Origin of the sequence: Jiangella rhizosphaerae, assembly GCF_003579925.1 — a bacterium.
GTDB lineage: Bacteria > Actinomycetota > Actinomycetes > Jiangellales > Jiangellaceae > Jiangella > Jiangella rhizosphaerae.
Window position 1 is genome coordinate 1 of record NZ_QUAL01000022.1, and the last position, 13024, is coordinate 13024.

11 protein-coding genes and 1 pseudogene are annotated in these 13024 nt (G+C 73.7%); 10 read left to right on the forward strand and 2 right to left on the reverse strand.

Annotated elements, in window-relative coordinates:
* The 8 genes from DY240_RS02640 to DY240_RS02675 form a co-directional block, all read left to right on the forward strand.
* The coding region (locus DY240_RS02640) for a UDP-N-acetylmuramoyl-L-alanyl-D-glutamate--2,6-diaminopimelate ligase (RefSeq protein ID WP_119658423.1) at positions 1-1337 on the forward strand (1337 nt) is incomplete at its 5' end.
* Positions 1334-2737 carry a UDP-N-acetylmuramoyl-tripeptide--D-alanyl-D-alanine ligase gene (locus DY240_RS02645; protein WP_119658424.1) on the forward strand — a complete coding sequence of 468 codons (1404 nt, stop codon included), beginning with the start codon at positions 1334-1336 and terminating at the stop codon, positions 2735-2737. The genes DY240_RS02640 and DY240_RS02645, both read left to right, overlap by 4 nt.
* Positions 2734-3795, forward strand: coding sequence for a phospho-N-acetylmuramoyl-pentapeptide-transferase (gene mraY / locus DY240_RS02650; protein ID WP_119658425.1), 1062 nt, complete (start codon positions 2734-2736; stop codon positions 3793-3795). The genes DY240_RS02645 and mraY overlap by 4 nt, the downstream gene beginning before the upstream one ends.
* On the forward strand, positions 3777-5255 hold the full coding sequence (gene murD, locus DY240_RS02655; protein WP_119658426.1) for a UDP-N-acetylmuramoyl-L-alanine--D-glutamate ligase: 1479 nt from the start codon (positions 3777-3779) through the stop codon (positions 5253-5255). The genes mraY and murD overlap by 19 nt, the downstream gene beginning before the upstream one ends.
* Entirely contained in the window at positions 5252-6508 is a 1257-nt protein-coding gene (ftsW, locus tag DY240_RS02660; RefSeq protein WP_119658427.1) for a putative lipid II flippase FtsW, read from the forward strand. Before murD ends, ftsW begins: the two co-directional genes overlap by 4 nt.
* Before the next feature lie 31 nt (positions 6509-6539).
* A complete protein-coding gene (murG, locus tag DY240_RS02665; RefSeq protein ID WP_119658428.1) occupies positions 6540-7637 on the forward strand; it encodes an undecaprenyldiphospho-muramoylpentapeptide beta-N-acetylglucosaminyltransferase in 1098 nt (365 codons plus the stop codon).
* 4 nt (positions 7638-7641) lie between these two features.
* Positions 7642-9054 (forward strand): UDP-N-acetylmuramate--L-alanine ligase, encoded by a 1413-nt coding sequence (murC, locus tag DY240_RS02670; protein ID WP_119658429.1) that lies wholly within the window; start codon positions 7642-7644, stop codon positions 9052-9054.
* On the forward strand, positions 9051-9803 hold the full coding sequence (locus DY240_RS02675) for a cell division protein FtsQ/DivIB (protein WP_119658430.1): 753 nt from the start codon (positions 9051-9053) through the stop codon (positions 9801-9803). Before murC ends, DY240_RS02675 begins: the two co-directional genes overlap by 4 nt.
* Before the next feature lie 246 nt (positions 9804-10049).
* Here DY240_RS02675 and DY240_RS02680 read toward each other — a convergent pair whose 3' ends face one another.
* Positions 10050-10415: a hypothetical protein gene (locus DY240_RS02680; RefSeq protein WP_147375177.1), complete on the reverse strand. Its 366-nt coding sequence runs from the start codon at positions 10413-10415 to the stop codon at positions 10050-10052.
* 170 nt (positions 10416-10585) lie between these two features.
* On the opposite strand from DY240_RS02680, the gene DY240_RS33950 reads away from it, so the two are divergent.
* Together DY240_RS33950 and DY240_RS33955 are read left to right on the forward strand one after the other, a co-directional pair.
* On the forward strand, positions 10586-11144 hold a 559-nt coding region (locus tag DY240_RS33950), incomplete at its 3' end, for a hypothetical protein (protein ID WP_407659267.1).
* 1 nt (position 11145) lies between these two features.
* A pseudogene (locus DY240_RS33955) lies at positions 11146-12475 on the forward strand (DUF222 domain-containing protein); the annotation flags it as partial.
* Here DY240_RS33955 and DY240_RS02690 read toward each other — a convergent pair.
* Positions 12441-13024, reverse strand: a 584-nt coding sequence (locus DY240_RS02690; protein WP_119658433.1) for a YidC/Oxa1 family membrane protein insertase, incomplete at its 5' end; no start/stop codon positions are given. The pseudogene DY240_RS33955 and the gene DY240_RS02690 overlap by 35 nt on opposite strands.

The following is a 13024-nucleotide window of genomic DNA, read 5'->3' on the forward strand; positions in this document are numbered from 1 at the left end:
GGTTCGCGGCGGCCGCGGCGGCGGCCGGCGCGGCGGCGATCATGACCGACGGCGACGGCGTGCGGCTCGCGGCCGAGGCCGGCGACGCCGGCGTGCCGGTCCTGCGGCTGGACGACCCACGGTCGCGGCTTGGGGAGATCGCTGCGACGGTGTACGGGCACCCGGCGCGCGACCTGCTGATGCTCGGCGTCACCGGCACCAACGGCAAGACCACGACGACGTACCTGCTGGAGTCCGGGCTGCGCGCCGCCGGGCACACGACCGGGCTGATCGGCACCGTCGAGACGCGGGTCGGCGACGAGCGGGTCGCCAGCGTCCGCACCACGCCCGAGGCCACCGACGTGCACGCACTGCTCGCCGTCATGCGCGAGCGCGGCGTCACCGCGTGCGCCATGGAGGTGTCCAGCCACGCCATGGTGTTCGGCCGGGTCGACGGCGTGGTGTTCGACGTCGCGGGGTTCACCAACCTCAGTCAGGACCACCTCGACTTCCACGCCGACCTCGAGGACTACTTCGCCGCGAAGGCCCGGCTGTTCACGCCCGCGCACGCCCGCCGCGCCGTCGTCGTGGTCGGCGACGAGTACGGCCGCCGGCTGGCCGCGTCGACGCCGCTGCCGGTCGTGACGGTCGGGCGAGGCGACGCCGACTGGCAGATCGACTGTTACGGCGACCGCGCGACGCTGTCCGGCGCCGACGGCGAGAAGCTGGAGCTGCGGGTCCCCATCCCGGGCGAGTTCAACGTCACCAACGCGGCGCTGGCGGTGACGATGCTGCGTACGGCCGGCATCGACGCCGCCGCGGCGGTCGACGGCGTGGGCCGTTGCCCCGGCGTCCCGGGCCGCATGGAGCGGGTCGGCGGACCCGCGGGCGCGCCCGCCGGCGTCGTCGACTTCGCGCACACGCCCGACGCCATCGACAACGTCTTACAGGCGCTGCACCCGCGCGGGCGCCTGATCGTCGTCGTCGGCGCCGGCGGCGACCGCGACCGCGAGAAGCGCCCGCTCATGGGGGCGGCCGCGGCGCGCGGCGCCGATGTCGTCGTCGTCACCGACGACAATCCCCGCTCCGAGGACGCGTCCGCCATCCGGGCCGCCGTCGTCGCCGGCGCCCGGTCGGTGCCGGACTCCGAGCGGGCGGGGGAGATCCTCGAGGTGGGGGGCCGCCGCGAGGCCGTCCGTGCGGCGCTGCGCAGCGCGCGCGGACCCGACGACACCGTCGTCGTCCTCGGCAAAGGGCATGAACAAGGGCAGGAGATCGCAGGCGTCGTGCATCCATTCGACGATCGAGACGTGCTCCGTGAGGAGCTGGTGCGGTGGAGTGAGGGGTCGCGACCTTGATTCCGCTCACCTTGGCCGAGATCGCTTCGGCCACCGGCGGCCGGCTGGACGCCGTGGCCGACCCCGCCACCCGGGTGACCGGCCCGGTGGTGACCGACACCCGTGAGCTCGCGCCCGGCGGGCTGTTCGTCGCACGGCTGGGAGAGGCGCGGGACGGGCACGACTTCGCCTCCGCCGCCGTCGAGGCCGGCGCCGTCGCGGCGCTGGCCGCGCGGCCGGTCGGCGTGCCGGCGATCGTCGTCGACGACACCGAGGTCGCGTTCGGCCGGCTGGCCCGCGCCGTCCTCGACCGCCTGCCGCAGGTGACCGTCGTCGGCGTCACCGGGTCGTCGGGCAAGACGACCACGAAGGACCTGCTGGCGCAGGTGCTCGAGCCGCTCGGGCCGCTGGTCGCGCCGCCCGGCTCGTACAACAGCGAGGTCGGCGTGCCGCTGACGGTGCTGCGGGTCGACGACGACACCCGCACGCTCGTCGTCGAGATGGGCGCGCGGGGGCCGGGGCACATCGCCTACCTGTGCGGCATCGCGCCGCCTCGCGTGGGCCTCGTCCTCAACGTCGGCAGCGCGCACCTGGGCGAGTTCGGCGACCGCGAGACCATCGCCCGGACCAAGGCCGAGCTGGTCGAGGCGCTGCCTCCGGCGGCCGAGGGCGGCGTCGCCGTCCTGAACGCCGACGACCAGGTCGTGCGCCGCATGGCCGAGCGGACCGAGGCGCAGGTCGTCATGGTCGGCGAGTCCGTGCACGCCGACGTCCGCGCCGAGGACGTCGCCCTCGACGCCGCCGGCCGCGCCTCGTTCCGGCTGGTGACGACCCACGGCGAGGCGCGCGTGTCGCTGCGGCTGGTCGGCGAGCACCAGGTGTCGAACGCGCTGGCCGTGGCGGGCGCGGCGCTGTCGCTGGGCCTGCCCCTCGACGAGGTCGCGTCGCGGCTGTCGGCGGCGCTACCGCGGTCGCGCTGGCGCATGGAGGTCACCGAGCGGCCCGACGGCGTCACCGTCGTCAACGACGCCTACAACGCCAACCCCGAGTCGATGCGCGCGGCACTGAAGACGCTGGCGTCGCTGCGGCCGGCGGGTCCGGCGGGCGGCCGGACGTGGGCGGTGCTCGGCGAGATGCGCGAGCTGGGGGAGTCGTCGGTGGCCGAGCACGACGCCATCGGGCGGCTGGCGGTCCGGTTGAACGTGTCGCGGCTGGTGGCGGTCGGCGACGGCGCCCGCGCGATCCACCAGGGCGCCTCGCTGGAGGGGTCCTGGGACGGCGAGTCCGAGTGGGTGCCCGACGTCGACGCCGCGTTCGACCTGCTCCGCGCCGAGCTGCGGCCCGGCGACGTCGTCCTGGTCAAGTCGTCTCGCGACTCCGGCCTGCGCTTCCTGGGCGAACGGCTGGTGGAGGACAAGTGATCTCGATCCTCACGGCCGGCGTCGTCGGCCTCGTGGCGTCGATCCTGGGCACACCGCTGGCGATCCGCTGGCTGGTCAGCCGCGGCTACGGCCAGCTCATCCGCGACGAGCTGACGACCAACCACCAGACCAAACGAGGCACGCCCACCATGGGCGGCGCCGTCATCATCGTCGCGGCGGTGCTGGCGTACTTCGTGGCACACCTGGTCCGGCCGTCGCCGCCGACGGTGTCCGGGCTGCTCGTGCTGTTCCTGGTCGTCGGGCTCGGCGTCGTCGGGTTCCTGGACGACTGGATCAAGATCTCCAAGCAGCGCAGCCTCGGCCTGCGCAGCCGGGCCAAGATGGGCGGACAGATCGCCGTCGGCGTCGTGTTCGCGGTGCTGGCCATCAACTTCCCCGACGAGCAGAACTACACGCCGGCGTCGCAGGCGATCTCCGTCCTGCGCGACACCCCGTGGGTGCTACCGGCCGCCGTGTTCGTGCTGTGGGCGCTGTTCCTCATCTCCGGGTTCTCCAACGCGGTGAACCTCACCGACGGGCTGGACGGGCTCGCGACCGGCGCGTCCGTCATGGTGTTCGGCGCCTACACCCTCATCGGGGTGTGGCAGCTGAACCAGTCGTGCGGCGTCGCGCCGGGCCCGAGCTGCTACGACGTGCGCGACCCGCTCGACCTCGCGGTCGTCTCGGCGGCGCTGGTCGGGGCGTGCTTCGGGTTCCTGTGGTGGAACGCCGCGCCGGCGAAGATCTTCATGGGCGACACCGGGTCGCTGGCCCTCGGCGGCGGCCTGGCGGGCCTCGCCATCACGACGCGCACCGAGCTGCTGCTGATCGTGCTGGGCGGGCTGTTCGTCGTCATCACGCTGTCGGTGATGCTGCAGGTCGGCTGGTTCAAGCTGTCCGGCGGGAAGCGGCTGTTCCGCATGGCGCCGCTGCAGCACCACTTCGAGCTCAAGGGCTGGGGCGAGGTGACCATCGTCATCCGGTTCTGGATCATCGCCGGCATGTTCGTGGTGCTCGGGCTCGGCCTGTTCTACGCCGAATGGGTGGCGACGGCGTGAGCGCGGGGTCGCCGTCCTGGCTGAAGGAGGCACAGCGCGACAGCCCGTGGGCGCAGCTCCGGGTCACCGTCGCCGGGTTCGGCGTGTCCGGGTACGCCGCCGCCGACACCCTCATCCAGCTCGGCGCCGACGTGACGGTGCTGGAGGACCGCGACGGCCCGGCCGAGCAGGAGCGGGCGACGATCCTGCGCATCCTCGGCGCGCGCATCGAGCTGGGTCCGGGGTCGACGGCGTCGCTGCCGGCCGGGACGCAGCTGGTCGTGACGTCGCCGGGGTGGAAGCCGTCGGCGCCGCTGCTGGCGCAGGCGTCCGCGGCGGGCGTGCCGGTCTGGGGCGAGGTCGAGCTGGCCTGGCGCATCCGCGACCCCGCGACGCCGTGGCTCGTGCTGACCGGCACCAACGGCAAGACGACGACCGTGCGGATGCTGACGTCGATGCTGCGGGCGTCGGGCCTGCGCGCCGTCGCCGCGGGGAACGTCGGCGACCCGATCGTGTCCGCCGTCATGGACCCCGGCGGCCACGATGTCATCGCCGTCGAGCTGTCCAGCTACCAGCTGCACTGGACGTACTCGATGGCCGCGCGGTCGGCCGCCGTGCTGAACGTCGCTCCCGACCACGTCGACTGGCACGGCTCGATGGACGCCTACGCCGCCGACAAGGCGCGCATCTACTCCGGCGTCGAGACCGCCTGCGTGTACAACGTCGCCGACCCCGTCACCGAGCAGATGGTCCGCGACGCCGACGTGCGCGAGGGCGCGCGGGCGATCGGGTTCACGCTGGGCATCCCGTCGGTCGGCATGGTCGGTGTCGTCGACGAGTACCTGGTCGACCGCGCGTTCATCGCCGAGCGGCAGACGTCGGCCGCCGAGCTGGCCGCCGTCGCCGACGTGCAGCCGGCCGCGCCGCACAACGTCGCGAACGCGCTGGCCGCGGCGGCGCTGGCCCGGTCGATCGGGGTGCCGCCGGTCGCCGTCCGCGACGGCCTGCGCGGCTTCGCCCCCGACCCGCACCGCATCTCTCACGTCGCCGTCGTCGACGGCGTCACGTACGTCGACGACTCCAAGGCGACCAACCCGCACGCCGCGGCGGCGTCGCTGGCCGCGTACGACTCCGTGGTGTGGATAGCGGGCGGGCTGGCCAAGGGAGCGTCGTTCTCCGAGCTCGTCCCGGCCGTGCGCGACCGGCTGCGGGGGGTCGTCCTGCTGGGTGCGGACCGCGCCGTCATCGCCGAAGCGCTCGCACGACACGCACCGGATGTACCGGTTGTCGACGTTCCCGACACCGACAATGAGGCCATGGACCGCGTCGTGGCCGCCGCCGCCGGGCTCGCCCGCCCGGGCGACACCGTGCTGCTGGCGCCGGCGTGCGCGTCCATGGACATGTTCGCCAACTACGCGGCCCGGGGCGACGCCTTCGCTGAAGCGGTGCGACGTCTGCCCGGTGGCCGCGCGACACCGTGAGCGCGGTCGAGGACCCGCCGACCTCGGCGGCCGCCGACGCGAAGCCGATGCGCACGGCCGCGGCCGAGTCGCTGCGCCGGCTGCTGCAGCGGCCGCTGGCCTCGTACTACCTGGTGCTGGGGTCGGCCGGCCTGCTGCTCGTGCTCGGCATGATCATGGTGTTCTCCGCCTCCAGCGTCATGTCGCGGGTGCAGTTCGGCTACCCGTACTACTTCTTCGCCCGCCAGCTGGCCTGGGTCATCGTGGCGCTGCCGTTCGCCTGGATCGCCTCGCGTATGCCGGCCCGGCTGATCCGCCGGTTCGGGCTGCCGATGCTGGTGGTCGCGGCGATGCTGCTGGCGCTGACGTTCGTGCCCGGCCTCGGCGTCACCCGGGGCGGCAACACGAACTGGCTGGACCTCGGCGGGCCGTTCCTCATCCAGCCGTCGGAGCCGGCGAAACTGGCGCTGATCATCTGGGGCGCCGGCATGTTCGCGTTGAAGGGCCGGCTGCTGACGCAGTGGAAGCACCTGATGATCCCGTTCGTGCCGGTGGCCGGTGCGATCGTCGCGCTGACGATCGGCCAGCACGACCTCGGCACGGCGCTCGTGCTCATGGCGATCGTGCTGACGCTGCTGTGGGTCGTCGGCGTGCCGACGTGGCTGTTCGGCCTGGCGCTCGGCGTGGTGGGCGTGGTGGGCGCGTACTTCGTGACCGCCTCCGAGAACCGCATGTCGCGCGTCGTCAGCTTCCTCGACCCGTTCTCCGACTTCTCCGGCACCGGCTACCAGGCGGCCAACTCGATCTACGCCTTCGCGACCGGCGGCTGGTGGGGGAGCGGGCTCGGCGCGAGCCGGCTGAAGTGGGGCCAGCTGCCCGAGGCGCACACCGACTTCATCTTCTCCATCCTCGGCGAGGAGCTCGGGCTGCCCGGTGCGCTGATGGTTCTGGGGCTGTTCTTCACGCTCGGGTTCGCCGGCATCCGCATCGCCATGCGCACCACCGACACGTTCACCCGCCTGGCGGCGGCCGGGATCACCGGCTGGCTGATCGTCCAGGCGATCATCAACCTCGGCAGCGTCCTCGTCGTCTTCCCGGTCATCGGTGTGCCGCTGCCGCTGGTGTCGTACGGTGGCGCTTCGATGGTCGTCGTCATCGTCGCGGTCGGGATCCTCATGGCGCTGGCCAAGGAGGAACCCGGCGCCCGCGAGGCACTGGCGGCCCGCAAGCAGGCGCGGCGCGAGCGCCGTCAGCTCAGGAGGACCCGCGGGTGAGCACGCGGGTCGCATGCAGGAGGATTCCCGGGTGAAGGTCGTCCTGGCCGGCGGAGGCACCGCCGGGCACATCGAACCTGCCCTGGCGACGGCCGATGCGGTGCTTCGTGCCGATCCGCAGGCCCAGGTCACGTTGCTCGGGACCGAGCGCGGGCTGGAGGTCCGCCTGGTCCCGGAGCGCGGCTACGAGCTGGCGCTGATCCCGCCGGTGCCGCTGCCCCGCCGGCCCACGCCCGACCTGCTGCGGCTGCCCGTGCGCGTGCGCGCCGCCGTGCGCCGGACCACCGAGGTCCTGCGGTCGCACCAGGCCGACGTGCTGGTCGGCTTCGGCGGCTACGTCGCGCTGCCCGCGTACGTCGCGGCGCGGCGGCTGAGGGTGCCGATCGTCGTGCACGAGGCCAACGCCAAGCCCGGCCTGGCCAACCGGGTCGGCGCCCGCTTCACCTCCTTCGTCGCGGTCGCCTCGCCCGGCATCGACCTCCCGCACGCCGAGCACGTCGGCATCCCGCTGCGCCGGTCGATCGCGCTGCTCGACCGCGGCGCCTCCCGTGCCGAGGGCCGCGCGTTCTTCGGTCTCGACCCGTCGCTGCCCACGCTGCTGGTCTTCGGTGGCAGCCAGGGGGCGCGGCGGATCAACGAGGCGACCGCCGGCGCCCTCCCCGCCCTCCTCGACGCCGGGTTCCAGGTCCTGCACGCCGTCGGCCGCGACAACGTGGACGCCGCCGCCGAGGCCGCCGCCGCGCGTTCGCGGTATGTCCCCGTGCCCTACGTCGACCGCATGGATCTCGCCTACGCCGCCGCCGACCTCGCCGTGTGCCGGGCCGGCGCGATCACCTGCGCCGAGCTGGCCGCCGTCGGACTGCCGGCCGTCTACGTCCCGCTGCCGCACGGCAACGGCGAGCAGCGGTTCAACGCCGTCCCCACCGTCTCCGCCGGCGGGGGAGTGCTGGTCGCCGACGGCGACCTGACCCCGTCACGGCTGGCCGCCGAGGTGGTTCCCCTCCTGGGCGATCGGGCTCGGTTGGACGCGATGGGTGCAGCAGCGGTTACTCTCGGTCGGCGCGACGCCGACGATCGACTGGTCGAGATGGTCCGGCGCGCGGCCGCACAGAAGAGCGTCGGAGGTTGACCACGTGATCGTCTCGCCACCGGAGCGGACCGTGCCCTCGGAGAAGCTGGGCCGGGTCCACTTCGTCGGCATCGGCGGTGCCGGCATGAGCGGCATCGCCCGCATCCTGCTGGCCCGTGGCGTCCCGGTGTCGGGCAGCGACGCCAAGGACTCCGGCGTGCTCGCCGGCTTGCGCGCGCTCGGTGCCGAGGTCCACGTGGGCCACGCCGCCTCCAACGTCGGCCTTGCCGAGACCGTCGTCGTGTCGACCGCGATCCGCGAGAACAACCCCGAGGTCGTCGAGGCGCGGGAGCGCGGCCTGCCGATCCTGCCCCGGGCCGCCGCGCTGGCGTCGGTCATGGCGGGGCGGCGGGCGATCGCCGTCGCCGGCACCCACGGCAAGACCACGACCACCTCGATGATCACGGTCGCGCTGCAGCACTGCGGCGCCGACCCGTCGTTCGCCATCGGCGGCAGCCTGAACGAGTCGGGCGCCAACGCCCACGACGGCAGCGGCGACATCTTCGTCGCCGAGGCCGACGAGAGCGACGCGTCCTTCCTGGCCTACGAGCCCGAGGTGGCGATCGTCACCAACGTCGAAGCCGACCACCTCGACTTCTACGGCACCCCGGAGGCCTACGAGGCGGCCTTCGACGCGTTCGTCGACTGCGTCACCGGCTTCCTCGTCGTGTGCGCGGACGACCCCGGCGCTCGAGCCCTGGGTGAGAGGGCGGCGGGACGGGGGGTCGTGGTGCACACGTTCGGCGAGTCGCGCGACGCCGACGTGCGGGTGACCGCGCTGGACATCGCCGGGCCGGGAGCGTCCTTCGAGCTGGTCGCCCGTGGCCGCCGGCAGGAGCGTATCCAGCTGCAGCTGCCCGGCAAGCACAACGCGCTCAACGCGGCCGCCGCCTTCACCGCCGCACTCGGCATGGGCTTCCCGGCGGGCGACATCCTCGACGGCCTGGCCGGCTACACCGGCACCCGCCGCCGGTTCGAGCTCAAGGGCGTGGCCGGCGGCGTCCGCGTCTACGACGAGTACTCGCACCACCCGACCGAGGTGGCCGCCGCGCTGGCCGCCGCCCGGGGCGTGGCGGGCCGGGGCCGCGTGATCGTGGTGTTCCAGCCGCACCTGTTCAGCCGCACCCGGATCTTCGCCTCCGAGTTCGGCGCCGCCCTGGGCGCCGCCGACGAGGTCGTCGTCATGGACGTCTACGCCGCCCGTGAGGATCCCGAGCCGGGCGTCACCGGCGCCCTGGTGGCCGCGGCGGTGCCGCTGCCACCGTCGCACGTGGTGTTCGAGCAGTCGTGGTCGGCGGTCCCCGAGCTGGCCGCGTCGCGGGCCGAGCCCGGCGACATCCTGCTCACCGTCGGCGCCGGCGACGTCACGTTGATCGGCCCCGAAGTGCTCGACGTGCTGGAGGCACGGTCGCGATGAGCGTCGCGTCGCGGTCGCCCAGCGCCCAGCTCTTCGCGGCGCGGGCCCGGCGACAGCGGCTGCGGCGGCTGCTCGGCCTGCTGTTCGCCCTGCTCGGCCTCGCCGCGGTGTCTGGCCTGGTGTGGTTGGTCGGCTGGTCAAGTGTGCTCTCCGTGAAGTCGGTGTCGGTCGAGGGTGTTCCGTCGTCGCTGTCGGATGAGGTGCTGTCGCTCGCCGAGGCGCCCGTGGGCACGCCGCTGGCCAGGGTCGACACCGGCGCCGTCGCCGACCGCGTCGCCGAGCTGCCCGAGGCCGCATCCGTCGACGTCCGCCGGTCCTGGCCGTCGACGCTGACCATCGACGTCACGCCCCGGGTTCCGGTGGCCGCGGTGTCGGCCGACGGCTCGTGGTGGAGCGTCGACGAGACCGGCGCCCTGTTCGGTGCCGCGGACTCCCGGCCGGACGAGCTGCCCGTGCTCACTGCCCCCGGCGACGACCCCTCCTCGGACGTCGACGACGCCGTGCGCGCGGCGGGCGTCACGGTGCTGACCGGCCTCCCGGCGTCGCTGTACGACCTCGTCGACGGCGTCGAGGCGGTCTCGGAGGCCGACATCCGGCTCGAGCTCACCGACGGTGCGCTGGTCCGCTGGGGCACCGCCGACGACATCGACCGCAAGTCCGACGTCCTGCTGGCGCTGATCGACGCCCAAGAGGAACCGCCGTCGTCGTACGACGTCTCCGCGCCGGACCACCCGGCCGTGAACCCCTGATGCCCGGACGCGCACCCCGGAGATCGTCGGCGCAGGCGCACGGCACGTGCCGGACGGCGTCCAGGTGGGCATTTGGACGGGAGACCGGCCACCGTTGCTGCCGGCCACGGACCCGGGACGGCAGCTTCGCCGGCGACGGGCACGGCTCGGACGCACACGAGGAGCCTGGCGCCGCTCGGCGCCGCGCCGGGCGACAGCCGGCCGCCGCCGAGGCGTCCGGTCAGCCGGCCGGGCCGTGGGTCGCCATCAGGTTCTCCGTTCGCAGATCGGGCAGAGGGTGAGTGCGCTCGTCCGGCCGGCCGGATCTCGTTCCAGCAAGGCGGGCGGGCGCGGCTGGGTGCAACGACAGGTCTCCTCGGCACTCGCCGCGAGCTTCTCGGCGTGCAACGCCTGCTTCGCATACCGGCGGCGTCGTTCGAGGGCCTCGCGATCCTCACGATGCCGCCGTCGCCGCGCCGTCCTCTTGGCGAGATCGGCCTGAACGCGGTCGCGGATGAGCCGCGCGATCTCGTCGTCGAATCCTGTTCGCGTGCGCTGGCGGGGGATGCGGCGCTCCTTCGGCACCTGGTCGTCGAGGGCGGCCGTGGCGGAGTGAATGTTGATGTTCGTCATGTCCTTCATCTCGCCAGATCGGGAGCTGCTGCGCCACCGCGAAAACCGGAAATGTGGACAACTCCAGAGCTCCGCCGCCGCTGTGGATGGCGACCCGTGGCGCAGGCGGTCAGCACCGTGCGATCCGCGTCCAGTTGATCTTGCGAGCGAGAGCCGATAAGATCATTTGTATGTTCGAAGAAGCGCTGCTGACTGCTCCGCCGCCGGAGGTTGCTCCGCCGGCGGGGTGGGAGGTGGCGTGGGCGCACGACGACCCGAGCGTTGCCGACATCGATCCGGCGTTGTTGGAAGAGTTGTGCACCGGCGGTGAGGCCGCGGTCGCGGTCTTCGATATCGATCAGGTGCCGGCGGGGCCGGAGTTGGCGGCGCGGTTGGCGGCGTTCGATCCGTCGGTCGCTACGGCTGACGAGCTGGTGGAGGCGGTGGCGGCGTCCGCCCGGTTGGCCGCGTGGGTGGCCGGGTTCGAGGCGGGCGCGGCCGCGCAGTTGGCCTCCCGGGCGGAGATGCGTCCCGATGAGACCGGGTACCGGTCGGTGAACCCGGTGACGAACACCGCGATGACGCTCGCCGGGCGGTGTCAGGTCACGTGTAGGCAGGCGGAGAACCAGGTCGGCCACGCCCTGCAACTGGTGCTCGATTTTCCCGATACCCACGCCCTGCTCGCGACCGGCGCGATCGATCTGCGCCGGGCTCGCGTGGTCACCGACGAGCTCGGCGGCCAAGACCCCGNGGCTCGCGTGGTCACCGACGAGCTCGGCGGCCAAGACCCCGATGTCCGTAAGCGGGTGGAAGCGGCGGTGCTGCCCAAGGCGCCCGGCCTGGATTCGGTCGCGCTGCGGAAGCTGATCAAGCAGTTGCTGCATGAGCTGGCGCCGACCGAGGCGGCCGACCGGTACGAGCTGGCGCGTGAGCGCCGCTACGTCGCGATCACGCCCGCGTCGGATGGGATGGCGCATCTGGAGGCGCGGCTGCTCGCCGCGGACGCCGCCGCCCTGGACACGGCGCTGAACGCGGCCGCTGCGGACGCCAAGCGTGCCGATGCCGCCGCCGGGGTGCCGGCGCGGACGAAGGATCAGCGCCGTGCCGACGCGCTGGCCGAGCTGGGCTGGGCGGCCCTCACCGCCTGCGCCGACGGCGCCACCACCCCGCTGAGCCACACCGCCGGAGTGGCCGGCTCCGCCGGCGACTCCGCCCACCAGGCGTCCGCCGGCCTGGTCGGTCCCGCCGGTGCGGCAGCTTCTGCCGGCGTCCCCGCTCACCGGGCGTCAGCCGGAACGGCCGGCTACGCCGGCGGCTCGGTCGACCGCACGACCGGTCGCGGCGCTCGCGCCACCGGCCCGCTGGGCCACCCGGCCGGAGTGGCGGGTTCTGCCGGCGACTCCGCCGACTGGGCGTCCGCCGGTACGGCCGGTTCTGTCGGCGACTCGGTCATTCGCCCGGCCGGCCAGTCACCAGCGCCACCATCCAGCACGAGCGCGCGGCCGCGGCGGCGGCCGATCAGCGTGCACATCACCGTGCCGTTCGCGACCGCGATCGGGCTCAGCGACCAGCCGGGCGAGCTGGAAGGCTACGGGCCCATCCCCGCGCACGCCGCCAAGGTCCTCGCGGCCGAGGGCGTGTGGACCTGGCTGCGCACCGACCCCGGCACCGGGCAAGCCCTGGACCTGGGCCGCACGAAGTACCGGCCGACAGGAGCGTTGGCAGAGTTCATCGTCGCCCGAGACCGCACCTGCCGCGCCCCGGGATGCCACCGCCCGGCACGCGGCTGCGACATCGACCACCTCACCCCGTTCGCCGCTGGCGGGGCGACCTGCTCGGCCAACTGTCATGCCTTGTGCGAGACCCACCACCTGCTCAAACACCGAGGCCGCTGGACCGTCCACCGGCAACCCGACGGCACCACCATCTGGGTCAGCCCCACCGGGCATCGCTACGAGAAACCGCCAGAACGGATCGGCCCGAGGACGAAGACCGGTCCGCCGGATGCCGGCGCCTCCGTGGTGAACGAGGCCGCGCCGAGGAACGTCAGGCCGCGGCGGGCAGTGGACGGCCGCGGGTGAGCAGCCAGCGTTCGGTCGTCGTCCACGTGCTCGAGAACAGCAGGTAGAGCGCGGCCGCGAGAGGGACGAACGCGGCCACCGCGACCGTGCCGTACGGCAGCACCCGCGCCACCCGGGCCGCCATGACCTCGACCTCGGACGACGGCGAGCCGTTCAGCGCCGCCTGCCGCCGCGCCAGTCGCGACGACCACCAGGCGACCAGGAGCAGCAGCACGAACATCACGCCGAACACCAGCAGGTCGGCGGGCACCGCGCCGGCACCGAGAGCGGCGAGCCAGCTGTCGCTCAGCGGCACGCCGAGCAACGTGTGCGTGAACAGGGCGTTCGCGCCGCCGTGCAGGGTAGGGGAGGAGAACAGCCGGTACAGCACCATGAAGAACGGCAGCTGCGCCAACGACGCGCCGAGCCCGGCGAACGGCGACGTGCCGTGCGAGCGGTGCAGGGCGGCGAGTTCGCGGCGCAGGCGGACCGGGTCGCGGCGGAAGCGCTCGCGCAGCCGCAGCTCGGCCGGGCGGAGGGCGAGCCGGGCACGGCCGGCCCGGGCGGCGC

Coding starts and splice junctions, on each gene's coding strand:
- DY240_RS02680 (WP_147375177.1), bottom strand. CDS start 10,415: ATGACGAACATCAACATTCACTCCGCCACGGCCGCCCTCGACGACCAG.
- murD (WP_119658426.1), top strand. CDS start 3,777: ATGGGTGGCGACGGCGTGAGCGCGGGGTCGCCGTCCTGGCTGAAGGAG.
- DY240_RS02675 (WP_119658430.1), top strand. CDS start 9,051: ATGAGCGTCGCGTCGCGGTCGCCCAGCGCCCAGCTCTTCGCGGCGCGG.